18 protein-coding genes are annotated in these 20,701 nt (G+C 73.2%); 7 read left to right on the forward strand and 11 right to left on the reverse strand.

All coding sequences use genetic code 11. The features are described from left to right. The gene (gene wzm / locus G1H19_RS01110; RefSeq protein ID WP_162393255.1) at positions 1-840 is read right to left on the reverse strand and encodes a galactan export ABC transporter permease subunit Wzm/RfbD; all 840 of its coding nucleotides are present in this window, start codon (positions 838-840) and stop codon (positions 1-3) included. A 232-nt stretch (positions 841-1,072) separates the two neighbouring features. Between wzm and G1H19_RS01115 the strand changes: the two genes are divergently transcribed. Then, on the forward strand, positions 1,073-3,097 hold the full coding sequence (locus G1H19_RS01115; RefSeq protein WP_152731749.1) for a DUF6541 family protein: 2,025 nt from the start codon (positions 1,073-1,075) through the stop codon (positions 3,095-3,097). Positions 3,098-3,242: 145 nt separating this feature from the next. Here G1H19_RS01115 and G1H19_RS01120 read toward each other — a convergent pair whose 3' ends face one another. Beyond that, the gene (locus G1H19_RS01120; protein ID WP_152731748.1) at positions 3,243-5,096 is read right to left on the reverse strand and encodes a SpoIID/LytB domain-containing protein; all 1,854 of its coding nucleotides are present in this window, start codon (positions 5,094-5,096) and stop codon (positions 3,243-3,245) included. Positions 5,097-5,139: 43 nt separating this feature from the next. Then, a complete protein-coding gene (locus tag G1H19_RS01125; protein WP_235928209.1) occupies positions 5,140-7,203 on the reverse strand; it encodes an N-acetylmuramoyl-L-alanine amidase in 2,064 nt (687 codons plus the stop codon). A 534-nt stretch (positions 7,204-7,737) separates the two neighbouring features. On the opposite strand from G1H19_RS01125, the gene G1H19_RS01130 reads away from it, so the two are divergent. Then, entirely contained in the window at positions 7,738-9,147 is a 1,410-nt protein-coding gene (locus tag G1H19_RS01130; RefSeq protein WP_235928208.1) for an LCP family protein, read from the forward strand. A 47-nt stretch (positions 9,148-9,194) separates the two neighbouring features. Here the strand turns inward: G1H19_RS01130 and G1H19_RS01135 are convergent, their stop codons facing one another. The 4 genes from G1H19_RS01135 to G1H19_RS01150 are packed head-to-tail and all read right to left on the reverse strand — an operon-like array spanning position 9,195 to position 12,883. Next, positions 9,195-9,950 carry a decaprenylphospho-beta-D-erythro-pentofuranosid-2-ulose 2-reductase gene (locus G1H19_RS01135; RefSeq protein WP_162393254.1) on the reverse strand — a complete coding sequence of 252 codons (756 nt, stop codon included), beginning with the start codon at positions 9,948-9,950 and terminating at the stop codon, positions 9,195-9,197. After that, positions 9,947-11,317 (reverse strand): FAD-binding oxidoreductase, encoded by a 1,371-nt coding sequence (locus G1H19_RS01140; protein WP_162393253.1) that lies wholly within the window; start codon positions 11,315-11,317, stop codon positions 9,947-9,949. Before G1H19_RS01140 ends, G1H19_RS01135 begins: the two co-directional genes overlap by 4 nt. Continuing rightward, positions 11,310-12,335 (reverse strand): decaprenyl-phosphate phosphoribosyltransferase, encoded by a 1,026-nt coding sequence (locus G1H19_RS01145; RefSeq protein ID WP_152731745.1) that lies wholly within the window; start codon positions 12,333-12,335, stop codon positions 11,310-11,312. The genes G1H19_RS01140 and G1H19_RS01145 overlap by 8 nt, the downstream gene beginning before the upstream one ends. Before the next feature lie 11 nt (positions 12,336-12,346). Continuing rightward, positions 12,347-12,883, reverse strand: a complete 537-nt coding sequence (locus G1H19_RS01150; RefSeq protein WP_152731744.1) for a phosphatase PAP2 family protein — start codon at positions 12,881-12,883, stop codon at positions 12,347-12,349. Positions 12,884-12,969: 86 nt separating this feature from the next. On the opposite strand from G1H19_RS01150, the gene G1H19_RS01155 reads away from it, so the two are divergent. The 4 genes from G1H19_RS01155 (at position 12,970) to G1H19_RS01170 (ending at position 16,208) form a co-directional block, all read left to right on the forward strand. After that, positions 12,970-13,770 (forward strand): TIGR03089 family protein, encoded by an 801-nt coding sequence (locus G1H19_RS01155; RefSeq protein ID WP_235928207.1) that lies wholly within the window; start codon positions 12,970-12,972, stop codon positions 13,768-13,770. Positions 13,771-13,808: 38 nt separating this feature from the next. Next, positions 13,809-14,579, forward strand: coding sequence for a CoA transferase subunit A (locus tag G1H19_RS01160; RefSeq protein WP_152731742.1), 771 nt, complete (start codon positions 13,809-13,811; stop codon positions 14,577-14,579). 2 nt (positions 14,580-14,581) lie between these two features. Next, entirely contained in the window at positions 14,582-15,250 is a 669-nt protein-coding gene (locus G1H19_RS01165; RefSeq protein ID WP_152731741.1) for a CoA transferase subunit B, read from the forward strand. A gap of 136 nt (positions 15,251-15,386) precedes the next feature. Next, entirely contained in the window at positions 15,387-16,208 is an 822-nt protein-coding gene (locus tag G1H19_RS01170; RefSeq protein ID WP_162393252.1) for a DUF1028 domain-containing protein, read from the forward strand. Positions 16,209-16,226: 18 nt separating this feature from the next. Here the strand turns inward: G1H19_RS01170 and G1H19_RS01175 are convergent, their stop codons facing one another. The 4 genes from G1H19_RS01175 to G1H19_RS01190 all read right to left on the reverse strand — a co-directional run bounded on the left by G1H19_RS01175 (position 16,227) and on the right by G1H19_RS01190 (position 19,799). Continuing rightward, the gene (locus G1H19_RS01175) at positions 16,227-17,384 is read right to left on the reverse strand and encodes an acyl-CoA dehydrogenase family protein (RefSeq protein WP_162393251.1); all 1,158 of its coding nucleotides are present in this window, start codon (positions 17,382-17,384) and stop codon (positions 16,227-16,229) included. A 19-nt stretch (positions 17,385-17,403) separates the two neighbouring features. Beyond that, a complete protein-coding gene (purE, locus tag G1H19_RS01180) occupies positions 17,404-17,916 on the reverse strand; it encodes a 5-(carboxyamino)imidazole ribonucleotide mutase (protein ID WP_152731740.1) in 513 nt (170 codons plus the stop codon). A gap of 75 nt (positions 17,917-17,991) precedes the next feature. After that, entirely contained in the window at positions 17,992-19,230 is a 1,239-nt protein-coding gene (locus G1H19_RS01185; RefSeq protein ID WP_235928206.1) for a 5-(carboxyamino)imidazole ribonucleotide synthase, read from the reverse strand. Continuing rightward, a complete protein-coding gene (locus tag G1H19_RS01190) occupies positions 19,227-19,799 on the reverse strand; it encodes an SGNH/GDSL hydrolase family protein (protein ID WP_162393250.1) in 573 nt (190 codons plus the stop codon). Before G1H19_RS01190 ends, G1H19_RS01185 begins: the two co-directional genes overlap by 4 nt. A 408-nt stretch (positions 19,800-20,207) precedes the next feature. Here G1H19_RS01190 and G1H19_RS01195 point away from each other — a divergent pair, with 408 nt between their 5' ends. After that, positions 20,208-20,684, forward strand: a complete 477-nt coding sequence (locus G1H19_RS01195; protein WP_235928205.1) for a GtrA family protein — start codon at positions 20,208-20,210, stop codon at positions 20,682-20,684. Positions 20,685-20,701: the final 17 nt, after the last annotated feature.

A 20,701-nucleotide genomic window follows, 5' to 3' on the forward strand; every position in this document is an offset into this window, starting at 1 on the left:
TCACACCCAGTAGGAGACGCGGGACCGGAAGAGGCGCAGCGCGACCAGCGCGAGCGTCCAGCCGACGACGGTGATGACGAGGACGACGACCCAGTACCGCAGGTGCTGGTCCTGGCCCAGCATCGGTGTCCGGATGATCTCCACGAAGTGCAGGAACGGGTTGAACTCGGCCAGCCGGGCACGCTCCGCGATCGCCGGGTCGGGGTTCCTCAGGATGTCGTCGTAGATCCACACGATGGGCGTGAGGAAGAACATCAGCTGGACGACGCTCTGCGTGATCGGCGTCAGGTCGCGGTAGCGCGTGGTGATGATGCCCAGCAGCAGCGCGACCCACGCACCGTTCACCGCCAGCAGCAGGAACGCCGGGATCGCGGTGAGGTCGGTCCAGTGCAGGTCCTGCGGGAACACCACCAGCATGATCGCGTAGACGATCAGGTTGTGGGCGAACAGCAGGGTCTGCCGCCACACCAGCCGGTACACGTGCACGCTCAGCGGGGCCGGCAGCTGCTTGATCAGCCCCTCGTTGGCGATGAACACGTCGGCGCCCTCGAGCACGCAGCCGCTGATGAACGCCCAGACGATGAAGCCGACCAGGATGTTGGGCAGCTGCACCTCCAGCTCGTTGCCGAACAACCCGGCGTACAGGATGCCCAGCGCGATCGCGGTCACCGCCATGCTGATGGTGATCCAGATCGGCCCCAGCACCGAGCGGCGGTAGCGCTGCTTGATGTCCTGCCAGCCCAGGTGTGCCCACAGCTCGCGCTGCTGGTAGCCGGCCCGCAGGTCGCCGAAGGCGCGCGCCCACGACCGGGACGGCGACGGGCTCAGGGCGTTGGACACGAGGTCCGAGGCTACCCGCCCCGTCTGCGAGCCCACCGGGTCGTGGTCGGGCAGGAGTGGCCGACGTGCTGGTCGAGCAGGAAGTGACCATGGGTGCGCGACCGTGGACGCCTTGCGAGGATGCGGCGGTTAACCTGGCGGGACGGGGCCTCGGTGCCGCTGCTGCCCGCACCGCACCGCACCGCACCGCACCGCACCGCACCGCACCGACCGAGTTGAGACAGGACCTGCCTTGCCTGGTGAAGCGATCGGCCTGCTCGCCGTCTACCTCCTGGTGCTGTTCCTGCCGGGTGGTGCCGTGGCGGCAGCTGCCGGCCTCCGCTGGCCGGTGGCCATCGCCGTCGCCCCGCTGCTCACCTACGGGTTCGCCACCGCCACGGGCACCGTCGCCGGCTACGTCGACCTGACGTGGGGCCCGCTGCTGCTCGCCGTGGAGGCCGTCGCGCTGGCCGGGATCGTGCTGCTCGTCCGCACCCGGCGCACCGGCCGCGCCCGTCACCGCGAACGGCACGCTGATGACGAGCGGGGACGGACGGTGGCCCGTCGGGGCGGGCTCGCTCCCACCGACCTGCTGGTCGGCGGCGGGGTGGCGGCGGGCGCGCTGCTCTCCGCGTTCGTGATCGACCGCGGGTTCGCCGGGCTCGGCCGTCCGAACCAGGACTGGGACTACACCTTCCACGCCAACGCCACCCGGTTGATCGCCGACACCGGCGACGTCGCGCCGGCGGCACTGCGGGCGGTCAACGACTGGGAGTCCGACACCTACTTCTACCCGAACGCCTACCACGCGATCGCCGCAGTGGTCCGGGATGCCACCGGCGCCTCGGTGTTCGAGGTCCTCAACGCCCAGACGCTGCTGCTGGCCGGCATCACCGGTCTGGGTCTGGCCGTACTGCTGCGGGAGATGCGCGCGCCCACGGTCGTGGTCGCCGTGACGCCGCTGCTGCTGGCCGGGTTCACCAGCTTCCCCTACGACACCATCTGGCGCGGCCCGCTGCTGCCGTACGCCACGGGGTTGTCGCTCACGCCGGCGTTCCTGCTGCTGGTCTGGGCGGTCTGCGACCGCCCGGGCTTCGGCCGCGCCGCACTGGCCTCACTCGGCGGCGCCGGCCTGCTCGGCCTCCAACCGGCCACCGCCCTGTCCGGCGCTTTCCTGGCTCTCCTGTTCGTCGGCTTCCGCTGGGTCGTCCGGCGCGGCGTGCCGTCCCGGGAGCTGCTGATGCTCCTCGCGGCCGGGGCGTTCACGCTCGTCCTGGCCCTGCCCGACGTGCTCGGTGCCATCTCCACCGGGGGCAGTCAGGCGGCGGCGCAGGTCGACTGGCCGGCCGTGCAGACCCCCGGCCAGGCGGTCGGCGACCTGCTGTTCCTGGACCACAACAGGCGGGTGCCACAGCTGACGCTCGCCCTGCTGGTCATCGTCGGGCTCTTCAGCCTGGCCTCGGCCGCGTACATGTGGTGGTGGCTGACAGGCGCCGGTGTGGCCGGGCTGCTCTTCGTGCTCGCCGCGTCACTGGACGACGACTTCACCCAGGCCGTCACCGGCCCGTGGTGGAACGACCGCTACCGCTTCGCTGCCCTCGCCGTCCTCGGGCTGGCCCCGCTGGCCGGGCACGGGCTCTGGCGCCTCTCGCTCGGCCTGGCCCACCTGGCCGGGAAGACCCGCCGACTCACCGCCGGCCGGCGTCCGGCGCTGGTGCAGGCCGTCTGCGCCATGGCCGTCCTCACGGCGGTCCTCGTGCTCTCCGGCGGCCTCTACGTCCAGCCCAACAGCAAGCGCGTCGCCACGGCCTACCAGACGGAGCGCTACCTCAACGGTGCCGAGGTGGCTGCCATGGCCTGGCTCGGCGAGCGCGTACAGCCCGGCGAGACGGTGATGAACGACCCGGGCGACGGATCGGCCTACATGTCCGCGCTGGACGGCGTCCGACCCCTGTTCGGGCATCAGGTGCCCCAGGCCAGCTACTCGTCCCTGGGCCCCACGCAGCGCGCGCTGTTCGACCGCTTCCGCTGCCTGGACACCGACCCCGAGGTGCGTCAGGCCGTCGAGAGCCTCGACATCCGCTACGTCTTCCTCAGCACCGGGTACGTGCGCAAGAACGTCAACAGGATCCAGGGGCTGCAGGGCGTGGAGGCGTCGGCCTCGCTCCGGCAGGTGTACGACCAGGGCGGCGTCCAGATCTACGAGGTGGACCTGCAGCCGGTCGCCGAGCGCCCCCTGGACGGTTGCCCTCCTGCATCCGGGACCTCCCCGGGGTGACCCCCTCGCGCCTCCGGCACCTCCCCGGGGTGGACCGGTCCCGCAGCGCCCGTGGGACGGAGCCCCCGCAGCGTGCCCGGTGAGCCCGGACGTGACAGAGCCCCGCCCGACATCACGGGCGGGGCTCTGCTGTGCTGCGATGGGGTCAGTACCCCCGGCTGATCCCCACGGTGTCCCGGGCCCCTGCTCGCCAGGTACCGGCGACCGGGGTGTCCCCGGCATCACCGAAGGCCACGGTGACGTCGGCGACACCGGAGTCGTTGCGGTTGCGGAGGAAGAACTGGTTCCCCCGCTGGACGCCGATGGTGTCGGTGCGGTTGCCGTCCCAGTCACCCACCACGGGCAGATCGGTGGGCACGCCGTAGAAGGTGACGGCATCCGTGGTGGGCACCAGGTTGCTCTGGGTCAGGTAGAAGGCGCCACCACGCCAGACCCCGACGGTGGTGAAGCCGTCGCCGTTCCAGTCACCGGCGACCAGGGAGTCACCAGGCGCACCGAAGGCGAACAGGCCGTCAGCCACACCCGTGGTGAGGCTGTTGCGCAGGAAGACCACCCCGTCCCGGAACACCCCGACACTGTCCCGGCCGTCCCCGTCCCAGTCCCCGCAGACGGGCTGGTCACCGCCCTGGCCGAAGCCGATCACCACGTCCGCGCGGCCACCGGGCCTCGTCGAGACGAACCACGCGCCACCGCGGAAGACCGCCACCGTGTCCACGCCGTCGCCGTCCCAGTCGCAGGTGAGGGGGACGTCACCGCGGTCACCGAAGGGCACCGCGGTGACCGGGGAGCCGGACTGGAACACGGCGGGCAGCGCGATCGGCCCCGCCGCCGGCGGAGCCGCCACCGGCGCACCGTTGACGACGAACCAGTCGGACTTCAGGCCCAGCTGGGTGCGGACGGCGCTGCCGCTCACCGAGACGGTCTTGGCGGTGCCCACCACCTCCACGGTGGTCACCCGGCCGCCGTCCGCGCCCTTGCCGTTGCGGCCGGTGACCCGCAGGTCCATCAGCTCACCGACCCCGAAGGCGCGGGCGATCGTCGTGGCGGGGACCGCCTGCGACCAGTTGTGGTGCGGGGAGATCGCATCCCCGTCGTCCACGACCGCCGGGAAGGCCCCGCCGGCGCTGTAGCCGCCGGTGGAGGAGCTGAACTCCGCCCGGACGATGCCGCCGGAGCCGTTGCGCAGGACCACGCCGGAGGTCGCGGCGATCGCGGCGTCCGTGCGACGGTCCTCGAGCGCCTGGTGGTTGGTGCCAGCGCCGAGGTACACCTGGCAGGCGGTGGTGTCGCAGGTCTTGGCGATGGCCGACCGGTTCTCGGCCCAGGCGTAGGAGCGGGCGGCCACCGACTGGGCCTTGAGCGCCTCGATGCCCTTGCCGCCGCCCCCGTCCCCCCAGCTGGCCGGTGACTCCCGGGGCACGACGCCTCGGAGGTAGTCCTCCATCCAGACCGTGTTCACGGTGCGCTGGCCGGCCGCGGTGGACACCACCGAGAGCTCACCCCGGTACTGCTTGGTGCTCGAGGCGGCGCACAGGGTCAACATCGCCTGCAGGTCGTTCCCCGGCGCCGTGGTCGGCTCGACGCGGGAGTTCGGGATCGTCGTCGTCCACACCACGGGGCTGCCACAGCCGTAGCTGGTCTGGAGCTGGAAACTGCCGTCCGGACGCGCCTGGATGCGAGCGGCGGACCCGGCCGTCACCCGGATGCCACCCGCGATGAAGTCCCGGCCGGAGGTGACGAGGAGGTCCTGGTTGTCCTGGCCGGTCAGCGAGACGGTGATCGGGCCGTTGGCCTGCTGGGACTGCGACGTGCCGCCGTAGTAGTGGGTGAGGATCTGCTGGTACGACCACCCTGCGTTGATCGCGTAGCCGTACGAGCCCCATTGACCCAGACCGCGGCCGTGCCCCCAACCGTGCCCGGTGAACTGCACGTCCCCGGTGACCACCGCCTGCGCAGGTTGTGCGACCAGGACCGTGGTGGCGGCCAGTCCTGCGCTCACCAGTCCGGCGACGAGGACTCGACGCAGCCGCCGACGGAGAAGATCAGTACCCACGTTGGACCCCCATGGTGACGGTGCGGTTGCCGTCCCAGTCCCCGACCAGAGGGCGGTCCGAGGGGGCACCGAAGCCCACGGTCAGGTCCGCGACGGAACGACTGAGCGAAGTGGTGAGGTAGAAGGTCCCGGCGCGGAAGACGCCCATGGAGTCCCGGCGGGCTCCCGTCCAGTCGCCGACCACGACCCGGTCGCCGCGGTCGCCGTAGGCCAGCCGCCCGTCGGCCAGCGGCCGCAGGTTGCTGTTGGCGAAGTAGAAGGTGGCGTCCTGGTAGACGGCGACCGTGTCGTACCCGTCGCCGTTCCAGTCGCCGATGGCCGGCTGGGCGTCGGTGTTCCCGAACGGGAAGTAGCCGTCGGCGACCCCGGAGGTGTTGCTGTTGCGCAGGAAGAACCAGCCGTTCCGCCAGATGCCCACGGTGTCCTTGCCGTCACCGTCCCAGTCCCCGCAGAGCGGGGTGTCGCCCCGGTCGCCGAACCGGAAGTCGGAAGTCGCGGCAGCGGTGCTGCCGTTGGAGTCGAAGAGGAAGAAGCGCCCGTCGCGGAAGACGGCGATGGTCTCGGTGCCGTTCCCGTCCCAGTCACAGGTGAGCGGCAGGTCCCCGGGGTCGCCGCGCCGGGTCGTCCACTCGGCCATGCCGCCACCGCGCGCATTGCGCAGCAGCACCTGCGGGGACGAGTCGGCCATCGACGGGGTGGCGGACACCGCCGGCCCGCCGGCGGCGATCTTCTGGGCGACCATGCCCCGGATCTCGCCCAGGTGGCTGTAGCCGTAGCGGCCCGGGCAGGTGGTGGCACCGACGTCGCGGTGACCGAAGATCGTCGGCAGCGTGACCGGGGTGCCGGCGGCGTACCGGGAGGTCCCGCCACCCGAGGACACCAGGCTCACGGTGCCCGAGGCGGGGATCGCGTACAGCGCGAACTTCCAGGCGATGACCGAGGCCACCGTCTCGAGCAGCGCCGGCGGGGTGTCGACGACGTCGTAGTTGCCGAGCATCGAGACGCCGAACGTCGAGGTGTTGAAGCCCCCGGCGTGCGCGCCGACGACCGAGCTGGCCAGACCGCCGGAGCGACCCTCCCAGGCCCTGCCGTACTTGTCGACGATGACGTTGTAGCCGATGTCGCCCCAGCCACGGCTGACCGCGTGGTAGGCGTAGATCGAGCGCATGATCGCCGGCACGTCGGCGGCCGAGTAGTTGTTGCTGTCGGCCGTGTGGTGGATGGTCGTGGCCTTGACGGTCGGCGCGTACTCCGGCTCCCAGGTCATCAGCTTCTCGTCGGCACCCCACTGGGCGCGCGAGTAGATCGCCGGCATCGCGGTGGCGGCGTGCGCGGTGTCGGTGATCGCCGGGGCGCCGGGGGTCACGTCGGCGGCGCTGTTGCCCGGGTCGATGAGCTGCACCTGCACGTCCTCGGGCGTGGAGCCGTCGGCAGCCTGCACGACCACCTCGATGCCCTTCGCGGCGCCGGTCCAGTAGGGGGACGTGCCGCCGCGCACGCCGGCGTCGCTGCCCTCGCTGGGGTCGACGTCGTCCTGCTCGACGGTGGTCCACGGCGTCCACCGGCCGGAGGACTTCTTGGTGCGGATCTGCACGGTCACGCCGGTCACCGACTCGTCCTGGGCCCAGGTGACGCCGACGGACTCGAAGCGGTCGGTGTCGGGCTGGGAGACGGTGAGCGCCTCGACGCCGTCGATCTCGCGCCCGGAGGCGGCGACCGGGTCGGTGCCGGTACCGGCCGTCGGGGCGGTGGGCGGCGCGGTGGTCGGCGGCGAGCTCGTGGTCGGCGAGGCGCTGGTGCTCGGCGTCGGGGTGGCCGACGGGTCGGCGGTCGTGCCCAGCACCACGTCGGTCTCCGGCCCGGCGTCCACCACGGTGCCGTCCTCGGTCACGACCGCGGCACCCTCGGGCTCCGCGACCGAGCCCAGGTCGACCGCGTCGATCGACGGGGCGACCGGCTCGGCCGACGGTGCGGGTGCTGCGTAGACGGGCAGGACGAGCAGTGTCCCGGTGAGGACGAGGAAGGCGAGCAAGCCCCCGATGATGCGGCGCACGACAGAAGCCTCCGGTTGAGCGAGCTGGCGCATCACCCACGGTAGTGAGCAATGCACGTTCCGGAGGAGTATTCGTCACCCATCGGCAATTCCTTGAGTCATCCGTACCGGAGTCGGGCGAGTCGTGACCGAGGTGCAACGCGGGGCGCGTGTGACGGAGCGTTCCGGCGCGCTGTCCCCATGTGCTCGCTGCTGCTGATGGGACCACGGGGTCGGTCGAGACGGACATGTTCACCGAGCAGCCGCCGAGTGGGTGTGGCGAGTGCTGTAGATCGACGGTTCTGCATACATTCCGTCATGACACGCCGCTGGATGACGCGCCATTTCCTGGCATCAGCCATAGCCGGGCGCCCCGACGTGAGGACAGACGTGAGCAACTCCAGCTGGGACCAGCCGCAGGACCGGGCAGACGCGCCCGCGGACGCCGTACGCCCACTGCCTCCTCGCCTGGACCCCAGGTTGGGCCGCGCTGCACCGCGTCCGCCCCGATCCGCTGCGCCACGCACCGGGCGGACGGCCGTCGTCGCACGGGTCGTGGCCGGGCTGCTGTCCCTGGTGGTGCTGAGCACCGGCGGCTGGGGCTGGTACCTCGGAGAGGTCGCCCAGGCCAGCGTCAGCCGCACCGATGCCATCCCCACGAGCGGGAACGTGGAGTCCACCGAGGCCCGGCGCGCAGGCGCGGCGATGAACCTGCTGCTGGTGGGCAACGACTCGCGTGCCGACCTGACCGACGCCCAGCTGGCCGAGCTCAACGCCGGCGAGGACGCCGGGATGAACACCGACACGATCATCCTGGTGCACGTGCCCGCCGACGGGTCCGGCGCGTCGTTCGTCTCCTTCCCGCGCGACTCCTACGTCGAGATCCCCGGGTACGGCGAGGACAAGCTCAACGCGGCCTACGCCTACGGCTACGCCGGCGTGCCGTCCACCGCGCCCGAGGAGCAGCGGATGGCCGGCGGCGCCCAGCTGCTGGTGCGCACCATCAGCCAGCTCACCGGCCTGCAGATCGACCACTACGCCGAGGTCGACCTGCTCGGCTTCTTCGACCTGACCTCGGTGGTGGGCGGCGTCGACGTCAACCTCTGCGCCGCGGTCGACGACTCCTACTACTCCGGCGCGGTGTTCCCCGCCGGCCCGCAGACCATCGGCGGCGCCGACGCGCTGAAGTTCGTCCGCCAGCGCCACGAGCTGCCCCGCGGCGACTTCGACCGGATCATCCGCCAGCAGGTGTTCATCGCCGGGGTGCTGCGCAAGATGCTGTCCGAGGACGTGCTCCTCGACCCCGGCAAGCAGTCCGAGCTGGTCGCCGCGGCCGCCGACTCCCTCACCATCGACCAGGGCATGGACCTGATCGGTCTGGCCGAGCAGATGCAGGACGTCACCCCCGGCACCATCGACTTCCAGACGGTGCCCTTCGTCGGCGACGCCGAGGACGAGGACGGCCGGTACATCCTGCAGCTGGAGGAGGTGCCCGCACTGCACGCCTTCTTCGCGGAGCTGAGCGCCGACGGTGCCACCAGCAGCACCACCAGCGGCACCGTGACGACGACCGTGGAGCAGCCGCCGGCCCCGCTGTCGCCGTCCCAGGTGCGGGTGGGGGTCTACAACGGCTCGGGGGTCTCCGGTGTCGCGGCCCGCGCCGGGACCGACCTGACCGCCGGCGGGTTCGTCGTCCTGACCACCGGCAACGCCGACGCCGGCCCGCACCCGGTGACCCAGGTGCTGCACGCCGCCGGTGACGAGCAGGCCGCCGCGGCCGTGGCGGCCACCGTGCCGGGCTCGGTCGCGGTGGTGAGCGAGGACGCGACGCCGGGCACGGTGCAGCTCGTGCTGGGCACCGACTTCAACGGCGTCGGCCGGCCGGTCACCGCCGCCGCGGAACCTGCCGCCGTCGTCGCCGGTGAGGATGCCCGCACCGCCGCCGACACCACCTGCATCAACTGACCGCTGTCCCGGCCATCACCGCACTGATGGCCGGGGGGTCGTGGCCCTCAGATGGGCAGGCGACGGAACAGGGCGCGGGGCACGTGCCGCAGGCCGCTCATGACCACCCGCATCGCGCCGGGCACCCAGACGGTGTGCCGGCCCGAGCGCACACCGGCCACGATCGCCTCGGCGACGGCCTGCGGGGTGGTGGCCAGCGGGGCGTCGTCCAGGCCCTCGGTCATCTTGGACCGCACGAACCCCGGCCGGACGACGAGCACCGAGACACCCGTGCCGGCCAGCGAGTCACCGAGACCGCTGTAGAAGGCGTCGATGCCGGCCTTGGTGGAGCCGTACACGAAGTTCGACGCCCGGGGCCGCTCCCCCGCGACCGAGGACAGCGCCACGATCACGCCGTGGCCCTGGGCGCGCATGTGCTGGGCCAGCACGGTGCCGACGACCGCGGGGGCCACGTAGTTGACCCGCGCCAGCGCGGCGACGGCGTCCGGGTCCGCGGCCAGCTGCTGCTGGTCCCCCAGCTGACCGAAGGCCACCACCGCGACGTCGACGTCCCCGCCCGCGGCGGCCTCGGCCACCATCCGGGCCGGGGACGCCGGGTCGTCGGCGTCGAAGTCGACCACCTGCACGGTGGCGCCGGCCGCGGCCAGCTCCGCGGCGACCGCGGCGCGCCGCGGGGTGTCCCGGGCGGCGACGACGACACGCAGCGGCCGCTCGGCCAGGTAGCGGTGCGCGGTGGCGGCCGCGATGTCGGAGGTGCCGCCGACGAGCAGCAGCGAGCCCACCGACCCCAGTGCGTCGATCACAGCTCCAGCCTCCGGGCCAGGTCGGAGGTGAACACGCCGTCGGGGTCGACCCGGGCGCGCACGGCGCGGAAGTCGTCGATCCGCTCGTACATCTGGGCGAAGGTCTCCGCGCGGACGCGGCTGTCCTTGGCCAGGTAGATGCGGCCGCCGGCGGCGAGCACCAGCTCGTCGAGCTGGTCCAGCAGGGTGGCCAGGCCGCGCACGACCGGGATGTCCAGCGCCAGCGTCCAGCCCGGCGACGGGTAGGACAGCATGCCCGGGTTGCCCGGCCCGAACCGCTTGAGGACGGCGAGGAAGGACGCCGTCCCGCTGGAGGCGATCCGCACCATCGCCTCGCGCATGGCCTCCTCCTGCCCGAACGGCACGGTGAACTGGTACTGCACGAAGCCGCGCGGGCCGTAGATGCGGTTCCACGCGCCCACGCCGTCCAGCGGGTGGAAGAAGGCCGGGATGCTCTGCAGCTGGTCCCGCTTGCGGGTGGGTGCCTTGCGGTACCAGAGCTCGTTGAACGCCGACACCGTGGCCAGGTTGAGCATCCCGGGCGGGAACACGTTCGGCACCGAGAGCTTCACCGAGCTGGAGTAGGCCAGCGGGTCGGCCTGCCGCTTGGCGGGCAGCTCGTCGCGGCGGGCGAAGCGGCCGCGGGTGAGCACCGAGCGGCCCATCCGGCGGCCCTTGGTCACGCAGTCGATCCAGGCCACCGAGTACTCGTAGAGGTGGTCGGTCTCGGTGAGCAGCGTCATCAGGGCGTCGAGGTCGGGCGTGCGGTCGGTGTCGACCACGATCCGCGAGCTCTCGATCGGCTTCATCTGCACCTGGGCCCGCAGGATCACCCCGGTCAGGCCCATGCCGCCGGCGGTCGCCCAGAACAGGTCGGCGTCGGAGTCCGGTGAGACCCGGTGCACCTGGCCGTCGGCGGTGAGCAGGTCCAGCCAGCGCACGTGCTGGGAGAAGCTGCCGGCGACGTGGTGGTTCTTGCCGTGGATGTCGGCGGCGATGGCGCCCCCGACCGTCACGTACCGGGTGCCGGCGGTGACCGGCACGAAGAAGCCCTGCGGCACGAACCGGGTCATCAACTCGTCGAGGGAGATGCCCGCCTCGACGTCGACCAGGCCGGTGGTCAGGTCCGCGGCCAGCACGCCGCGGTAGGTGGTCATGTCCAGCACGTGGCCGCCGGCGTTCTGCGCGGCGTCGCCGTAGCTGCGGGCCAGCCCGCGGGCCAGCACGCCACGGCCGGTGCTCTCCGCCAACGCCGTGCGCACGGCGTCGTCGTCGTGCACCGGGGTGAGCAGGGCCGGGGTGGGGGCGGTGCGACCCCAGCCGGTGAGCGGCACGGTGGCCGCCCGGTCGAGTGTTGCTTCAGGCACTGAAGACTCCGATGCCGACGAGTGCGGCCCACAGGAGGCCGAGGGCGAGCAGGACACGGTCGTGCAGGACGATCTCCTCCGGGGCGCCGGCGGCGCCCTTGTCGACGTCCATCGCGTAGCGGAGGATCGCGAGGACGAACGGGGCGATCGAGATGGTGGCCCAGGGGATGCCGTCCTGGGTCTCGACCATCTCGAAGGCCCAGAGGCTGTAGGCGGTGCAGGTGACGCCGGCCGACAGGCTCCAGACGAAGCGCAGGTAGCTCGCGGAGTACTCCTGCAGGGTCTTGCGGGTGGCTGCCTCGTCGCCGACCAGCACGAACTCCGAGTAGCGCTTGCCGGCGACCATGAACAGCGAGCCGAACGCGGCCACCAGCAGGAACCACTGGGACAGCACGATCCCGGCGGCCACACCGCCGGCGATGCCGCGCAGCAGGAAGCCCGAGGCCACCACGGCCAGGTCGATCACCGGCTGGTTCTTGAGGAACAGGCAGTAGGCCAGCTGGATGACCACGTAGCTGGCCAGCACCCCGGCCAGCGCCGGCCGGGTGACCAGGGCGGCGGTGACCAGCGCGGCGGTGAACAGCACCGCCGCCAGTGCGAGGGCCAGCGGGCGGGGCACGATGCCCGCCGCGATCGGCCGGAAGCGCTTCTTCGGGTGCCGGCGGTCCTCCTCGACGTCGATCGTGTCGTTGACGAGGTAGACCGCCGCCGAGCTCATGCAGAACAGCGCGAACGCGACGGCGGTGGGGCCGGCCACCTCGGCCTCGAACACCCGGCCGGCGGCCAGCGGCGCGGCGAGCACGAGCACGTTCTTGACCCACTGCTTGGGGCGCACCGCCCGGACGACGCCCCAGGCCAGGCTGCCGCGGAAGCCCTCGGGGCGGGGCGGCAGCCCGCCGGCGGCCGGGGTGGGCTGCACGGTGGCCGAGGGGGCGGGCGCGACGGTGCGCACCGGCTCCGCCGGGTGCAGGGGCGGGGTGGAGGGCACCGCGGTGGGGTGCTCGGGGCGGACGGTCATGTCTTCGGCCTTCACGTCGTCCGGCTGAGGCCGGGGAGGAGGCGGCGCCGCACGACGAGGGCGACGCCGGAGCCGAGCGCGGCGCCGCACAGGACGTCGGTCGGGTAGTGGACGCCGAGCAGCACCCGCGAGAGTCCCATCGCGACGGTGGTACCGGCCATGAGCGGCGCGCCCAGCATGGGCGCGAAGCCCACCGCCGCCGCAGCGGTCGAACAGCTGTGCGCGCTGGGGAACGACAGCCTGCTCGGGGTGCCCACCAGCGGCGGGACGTCGGGCAGGGTGGGCCGCGGACGGCGGACCACCCGCTTGACCACGACACCGGCGGCGTGCCCGCCGACGACGCCGACGACCCCGGCGAGCCACTCGTCGCGGCGCCGGCCGGACAGCCAGCCGGCCGCGCCGAGGGCCATCCAGCCCAGTGCGTGCTCCCCGAAGTGGCTCATGCTCCGGGCCACCGGGACCGCGGGGGTGCCGCCGAGGAGGCGTCGGGTGCGGCGGAGGACCTCGACGTCGATGCGTGTCAGGGCGGCGCTCGGTGCAGAGGTCATCGAGGGTCGACTCTAACCGGGACGGGGCCGTCCCGTCGGGCGATGTCACCCGGATGCGTGCCGCGTCACCCTGTCACGCTGGTCTCGTGCCGAGCTCCCCACCCTCCCCTGCCGCCCTGCTCGCCGACGCCGTCCGCCGCGAGCCGGCCGCGCCGCTGGTGACCCACTACGACGACGCGACCGGCGAGCGCACCGAGCTGTCGGCGACCACGCTGGCCAACTGGGTGGCCAAGACCGCGAACCTGCTGCAGGACGAGTACGACGTCGGCCCGGGCAGCACCGTGGCGGTGGCCCTGCCGGTGCACTGGCAGACGGCCGCGGTGCTGCTCGGCGCGTGGAGCTGCGGTGCCGCGGTGCTGGACACCGCCGCCGAGGACGACGACCGGCTGGCCCGCGCCGACGTCGCGCTCACCACCCAGGACCGGGTCGAGGCGCTCGAGGAGGCCGGGGCGGGCGAGCTGATGGGGCTCTCGCTGCACCCGCTGGGGCTGGGCATGCGCAACTACGTCGGCGAGGCCCGCGACTACGCCCTGGAGGTGCGGGTGCACGGTGACCACTTCCAGCCGTACCAGCCGGTCGACCCGGCCGGGCCGGGCCTGCTGCTCGGCGGGCTGGAGCTGACCCTCGGCGGGCTGGCCGAGACCGCGGCCGAGCTGGCAGGACGGCTCGGCCTGGTGGCCGGCGACCGGCTGCTGGTCGACGCCGACACCGCCGCGCACGCCGGACCGGTGGCGTGGCTGCTGGCCCCGCTGGCCGCCGGCGCCTCGGTCGTGCTGTGCCGGCACCCCTTCCCGGAGCGCCTCGCGGCCCGGGCCGCCCAGGAACGGGTCACCGCTACGCTCGGCCTCCAGGTCGAGGGAGTCCGGGAACTCGGCAGGCCCAGCTGAGGGCTGCCCCCGGCGCGTCGGGAGATGGTGGTCGCCGGATGGACAAGGTCGTGGCCTCGGCACAGGAGGCGGTCGCCGACATCCCCGCGGGAGCGGTGCTGTCCGTCGGCGGGTTCGGGCTCTGCGGGGTGCCGCACGTGCTCATCGAGGCGCTGCTGGCGCAGGGCGCGGACCGGCTCACCACCATCTCCAACAACTGCGGGGTGGACGACCAGGCGCTCGGGGTGCTGCTCTACGCCGGGCGGATCACCCGCACGATCAGCTCCTTCGTCGGCGGCAACAAGGAGCTGACCCGGTTGTACCTCGCCGGCGAGCTGACCATCGAGCTGACCCCGCAGGGCACGCTGGCCGAGCGGCTGCGCGCCGGCGGCACCGGCATCCCGGCGTTCTACACGCCCACCGGCGTGGGCACGATGGTCGCCGACGGCGGCATCCCCCAGCAGTACGGTCCCGACGGTGCGGTCTCGGTGGTGAGCGAGCCCAAGGAGGTGCGCCGCTTCGGGGACCAGGACTTCGTGCTGGAGACCGCGCTGACCGCCGACTTCGGACTGGTGCGCGCCGCGCTGGGCGACCGGCACGGCAACCTGGTGTTCCACGAGTCGGCGCGCAACTTCAACCCGCTGTGCGCCATGGCCGCCACCACCACGATCGCCGAGGTCGAGCGGCTGGTCGAGCCGGGCGAGATCCTGCCCGAGGCGGTGCACCTGCCCGGCGTCTTCGTCCAGCGGGTCGTCGAGGTGGGCACCGAGGGCAAGAAGATCGAGAAGCGCACCACCCGGCCCCGTCCCGCCACGACCCAGGAGGCCTGACGATGGCGCTCACCCGTGACCAGCTCGCCGCCCGCGTCGCCCTGGACCTGACCGACGGCCAGTACGTCAACCTGGGCATCGGCATGCCGACCCTGGTGCCGAACTTCGTCCCGGACGGTGTGCACGTGGTGCTGCAGAGCGAGAACGGCATCCTCGGCGTCGGCCCGTACCCCTTCGAGGGCGACGAGGACCCCGACCTGATCAACGCGGGCAAGGAGACGGTCACCCTGCTGCCGGGGGCCAGCTTCTTCGACTCCTCGCTGTCGTTCGGGATGATCCGCGGCCGGCACATCGACGTCGCCGTCCTGGGTGCCATGCAGGTCAACACCCGCGGTGACCTGGCCAACTGGCTGATCCCCGGGAAGATGGTCAACGGCATGGGCGGGGCGATGGACCTGGTCCACGGCGCCCGCCGCGTGGTGATCATGATGGAGCACGTGGCCCGGGACGGGTCGCCGAAGATCGTCGAGGAGTGCTCCCTGCCGCTCACCGGCAAGGCCTGCGTCGACCGGGTGATCACCGACCTCGCCGTCGTCGACGTGACCGGCGAGGGCCTGGTGCTGCGCGAGGTGGCGCCCGGCGTGAGCGTCGACGAGGTCGTCGCGGCCACCGGCGCCCCGCTGCACGTGCCCGCCGAGGTGCCGACGATGGCGTTGCCGGCCACCGTGTGAGGAAGGCACCCCCTGCTCCCCACGCCTCCAGGGAGGACCCCGCCCTCCTCATCCCTCGCACGCTCGGGCGAGCCTCGGAACGGGGCCTGCGCGGGCCCCTGCAGGGGGGCCGGGCACGGCATCGGGACGAGGTCCGGTGACGTTCTCGGTCGTGGCGCGGGACCCGGTCACCGGACAGCTCGGGATCGGGGTCTCCTCCTGCATCCTGGCCGTCGGCCGGGCGGTGCCCGCGGCCGTGCCCGGGGTGGGCGTGGTGGCGGTGCAGGCGCGCAGCCGCCGGGGCCTGGGCGCGGCGCTGCTGGCCGGGCTGGCCGACGGCACCACACCGGCCGACCTGGTGCGCCGGGCCGCGCACGCCGCCGAGGACGTCGACCGGCAGATCGCCGTGCTGGACGCCTCGGGCGCCGTGGCCGCGGACACCGGGCCGGGCTCGTTCCCGGTCAGCGGGCACCTGACCGGCGAGGGGTTCAGCGTGCAGGGCAACATGCTGGCGTCGGCCGACGTCCTGCCGGCGATGTCCCAGGCGTTCAGCGCCACCGGCGGGGACCTGGCCGACGGCCTGCTGGCGGCGCTGACCGCGGGCCAGGACGCCGGCGGCGACCTTCGCGGCCGGCAGTCGGCGGCCCTGCTGGTGGTGAGCGGCAGCCCGGCCACCGACGAGGACGACGGCGTCCGGATGGACCTGCGGGTGGACGACTCCGGTGACCCGGTCGCCCAGCTGAGGATGCTGCGCAACCTGCAGCGGGCCTACGACGAGCGCGACTACGAGACCCTCGCGGTGTTCGCCCCCGAGGGCGCCCGCGACCTGTACGCCGCGCTGGCCGCGTCCCGGCGGGGCGACCGGGTGGCCGCCCGCGCGGCCCTGGAGGCGGTGCGCTCTCGGCCGGGCTGGTCGACGTGGCTGGCCTCGATGTCCGGTGACTCCCGGCTGTCCGGGGTGTCGCAACTGCTCGACTAGGCCCCGCGCAGGCGCGCGCTACCTCAGCAGCGATCGGGCGATCACCATCCGCTGGATCTGGTTGGTGCCCTCGTAGATCTGGGTGATCTTCGCGTCCCGCATCATCCGCTCGACCGGGAAGTCCTGCGTGTACCCGGCCCCACCGAACAGCTGGACGGCGTCGGTGGTCACCTGCATGGCGACGTCGGAGGCGAAGGCCTTGGCCGCGGCGGCGGTGCGGGTGACGTCGGGGGCACCGCGGTCGCCGGCGGCGGCCGCCGCGTAGACCAGGTGCCGGGCGGCCTGGATCTTCATGTCCATGTCGGCGAGCATCCACTGCACGCCCTGGAACTCCGAGACGCTGGACCCGAACTGCTTGCGGTCCTTGGTGTAGGCCACCGCGGCGTCCAGCGCGCCCTGCGCGACGCCGACCGCCTGCGCGCCGATCGTGGGGCGGGTGACGTCCAGGGCGCGCAGCGCCGTCCCGAAGCCGGTGCCCGGCTCGCCGATGACCCGGTCGGCGGGGATGGTGCACCCGTCGAAGTACAGCTCCCGGGTGGGCGAGCCCTTGATGCCCATCTTGCGTTCCGCCGGGCCGACGTCGAAGCCGGGGTCGTCGGCGTGCACCACGAACGCGGAGATGCCGCGGGCGCCGCGCTCGGGGTCGGTGACGGCCATGACGGTGTACCAGCTGGACACCCCGGCGTTGGTGATCCAGGCCTTGGTGCCGTCCAGCACCCAGGTGTCGCCGTCCCGCCGGGCCCGGGTGCGCATCGCGGCGGCGTCCGAGCCGGCCTCGCGCTCGCTCAGGCCGTAGCTGATCATCGCCGCGCCGCTGGCGATCGACGGCAGCACGCGCTGCTTCAGCTCCTCCGACGCGGACAGGATGATCGGCACCGAGCCGAGCTTGTTGACCGCGGGGATGAGCGAGGCGCTGACGTCGACCCGGGCGACCTCCTCGATCACGATGCAGGTGGCGATGGCGTCGGCACCCTCACCGCCGTAGGCCTCGCCGATGTGGGTGGCGTGGAAGCCCGCGGCCGTCAGTGCCTTCTGCGCCTCGGCCGGGAAGCGGGACTCGGCGTCGACCTCGGCGGCGAAGGGGGCGATCTCCCGCTCGGCGATCTCGCGGACCGCCTCGCGGATCGCGTCGTGCTCCTCGGTCAGTGCGTACGGCCCGCCGGCGTTGCTCGCCACCCCGCCATGCTAGGCCTGCTCAGGGCGCACGACGGCCCGCCACGCGCTCCTGGAGGGCGGCGTCCCGGGCGAGGACGGAGTCGGCCAGCTCTGCCTGGAACCGGCCGACCGCGGCGCGCAGCGCGTCGTCGGCGACGGCGAGGATGCGCACCGCCAGCAGCCCGGCGTTGCGGCCGCCACCGATGCCGACCGTGGCCACCGGCACGCCGGCCGGCATCTGCACGATCGAGAGCAGGCTGTCCATGCCGTCGAGCCGGTCCAGCGGCCGCGGGACGCCGATCACCGGCAGCGGGGTGGCCGCGGCGACCATGCCGGGCAGGTGCGCGGCTCCCCCGGCCCCGGCGATCACCACGCGCAGGCCGCGGGCCTCGGCCGACTCGGCGTAGTCCAGCATCCGCCGCGGGGTGCGGTGCGCGGAGACCACGTGCGCCTCGAACGGGACGCCGAACTCGGTGAGGGCGGCCGCGGCGGGCTCCATCATCGGCCAGTCGGAGTCGCTGCCCATCACGATGCCGACGATCGGCTCGCTCATCTGCTGGCTGCTCCCTGTTCCGGTGGTCGTCGAGCGGGGGTCGTCGAGCGGGGGTCGTCGAGCGGGGGTCGCGGCTCAGTGGCCGTCGGGGAAGGCGAAGGCGGGGTCGACGACGCCGTCGGCGAGGTAGCGGGCGGCGGCGACGGCCCGGGCACGCACCTCGGCCAGGTCGGTGCCCAGGGCGGTGACGTGGCCCAGCTTGCGGCCGCGGCGCTGGCCCTTGCCGTACCAGTGCAGCTTGACGTCGGGCCAGTGCGCCATGAAGTGGTGCACCCGCTCGTCGAGCACCGGGCCGGCCCAGTCGTCCTCGGCGGCGTCCCCACCGAGCACGTTGGCCATGACCACGACCGGGGCGGTCATCGCCGTGGACCCCAGCGGGTAGTCGAGCACCGCGCGCAGGTGCTGCTCGAACTGGCTGGTGCGGGCGCCCTCGATGCTCCAGTGCCCGGAGTTGTGCGGCCGCATGGCGAGCTCGTTGACCAGCACGCCCTGCTCGGTCTGGAACAGCTCCACCGCCAGCAGGCCGACGACGCCGAGCCGGTCGGCGATCCGGATCGCCAGTTCCTGCGCGGCGGCGGACAGGTCCTCGTCCAAGTCCGGGGCGGGCACCAGCACCTCGTTGCAGACGCCGTCGCGCTGCACGGTCTGCACCACCGGCCAGAGCGCCACCTGCCCGAACGGCGACCGGGCGACCTGCACGGCCAGCTCGCGCACCATCGCCACCCGCTCCTCGGCGAGCAGCGTGCCGTGCTGCCCGACGAGCGCCTCGGCCTGCTCGCGGTCGTGCACGACGAACACGCCCCGGCCGTCGTAGCCGCCGCGCGGGGTCTTGAGCACCACCGGCCAGCCGGTGCGGCCGGCGAACGCCGCGACCGCGTCGGCGTCGGCCACCTCGGCCCAGGCCGGCTGCGGCTCCCCCGCGGCGGCCAGCGCGCGGCGCAGCACCAGCTTGTCCTGCGCGTGCACCAGCGCGCCGGGGCCGGGCGCGACCCGGTGGCCGGCGTCCACCAGGGTCTGCAGGTGCCCGGTCGGCACGTGCTCGTGGTCGAAGGTCAGCACCGTGGCGCCCTCGGCGAGGCGCAGCAGGGCGTCGAGGTCCCGGTGGTCACCGAGCTGCACGTCGGCGGCGACCAGGGCAGCCGACTCGGTGCTCCCGGTGGCCAGCACCCGCAGCGACTGGCCCAGCGCGACGGCCGCCTGGTGGGTCATCCGGGACAGCTGCCCACCACCGACCATCGCCACCACCGGAAGGCCGGTGGCGGGGTGCAGCGGGGCGGCGCGGTCGGGCGACGGGGCCGCCGGGGTGCCGGTCACGCGCCGGCCCCGTAGAGCAGGGCGGACCGGATGCGGGTGCCGACCAGGTCGGCGGCCTCGGGCACCGGGTGCACACCGTCGGAGCTGGCGCCGGGCAGGTAGACGCCTCCGGCGCCGATCCCCTCCCACGGGTCCAGGTACTGCCAGCCCTCCTGGTCCGCCAGCGTCTGCAGCTGCTCGTCGAGGCGCACGCTGCCCTCGGGATCGCTGTCCAGCGGTGGCACGGCCACCAGGAGCACATCCTCGATGCCGACCGTGCGGGCGATCGAGGTGAGGTGGACGAGCGTGTCGGCGGGGTCGATCCCCTGGACGATGTCGTTCGTGCCACCGAGCAGGACCAACGAGTCGGCGTCCACGGGTTGCACGCCCTGGAGCATGTCAGCCGTCGTGGCACCCGGAACGGCCCATCCGCCCGCGAAGGTCAGTGGGAGCGAGGCGGCCGACTGGACCCACGAGCCGACCGAGGGCTCGCCGTCGCCCGTCATGGCGACCACGCCGGCGGTGATCGAGTCGCCGACGGCGGCGAAGTCCCTGGTGGACCGGTCGGTCTGGCCGGGATCCTGGGGCATGGGTGGGACTTCCGGTGACCTGGAGGCGGCTGGGGACCCGGAGGAGGACGGCATCGGCGTGACCGACCCCTCCGTCGCGGCGGAGGGGGAAGGGGATGCCGGGGCGACCTCCGCCGACGCGTCGCCAGGGCCGGGAGGGCCCGCCCAGGACGACGCACACCCCGGCGTGGTCAGCAGCGCGACCAGGACCAGCAGTGCCCAGACCGGTCGACGCCTCCTGCCCACGCCCTTGGTCATCACGCCATCCCGTCGCACCGGCCCATCCTCCCTCAGCGGACGGGGCTCGCGGCACGGAGACCCGCGACGTGGCCGATCCGGCCGGCGGTCCGTGCCGACCCGGCCGGGACGGCGCCCACTCCTGGGCGCATGACCGCGCCACACTCCCTGTCCCGCCTAGACTCGGCAGTCGTGACCTCTCCGGGTGCCGTCGTTCAGCACCGCTCACGTCCCTGGAAGCGTCTCCTCAACGAGATCGGACCGTTCGGCGTCGTCGGCGGTGTCGCCCTGCTGATCGACCTCGGCATGTTCCAGGTCTTCTACGCCGTGGCCGGCTGGGGAGCTGTCACCTCCACCGGCCTGTCCACGCTGGTGTCGACGACCGCCGCCTTCGTCGGACATCGCTACTGGTCGTTCTCGCACCGTGCTCGCACGGGTGTGCGGCGTGAGTACCTGCTGTTCGCCGTGGTCAACGGGGCGACGCTGCTGATCAGTCTGGGTGTCGTGGCCGTCGTGCGGTACCCGCTGGGTCAGGAGAGCGCCGCGGTGCTGACCGGGGCGAAGTTCGCCTCCATCGCCATCGGGACGGTGCTCCGGTTCATCGCCTACAAGGTGTGGGTGTTCCCTCCTGCGGAGGGGAGGGGCGAGACGACGCGATCGATCGGTTAGCGCGGTCCTCGCGCTCC

The organism is Goekera deserti, assembly GCF_010685995.1.
GTDB classification, from domain to species: domain Bacteria; phylum Actinomycetota; class Actinomycetes; order Mycobacteriales; family Geodermatophilaceae; genus Goekera; species Goekera deserti.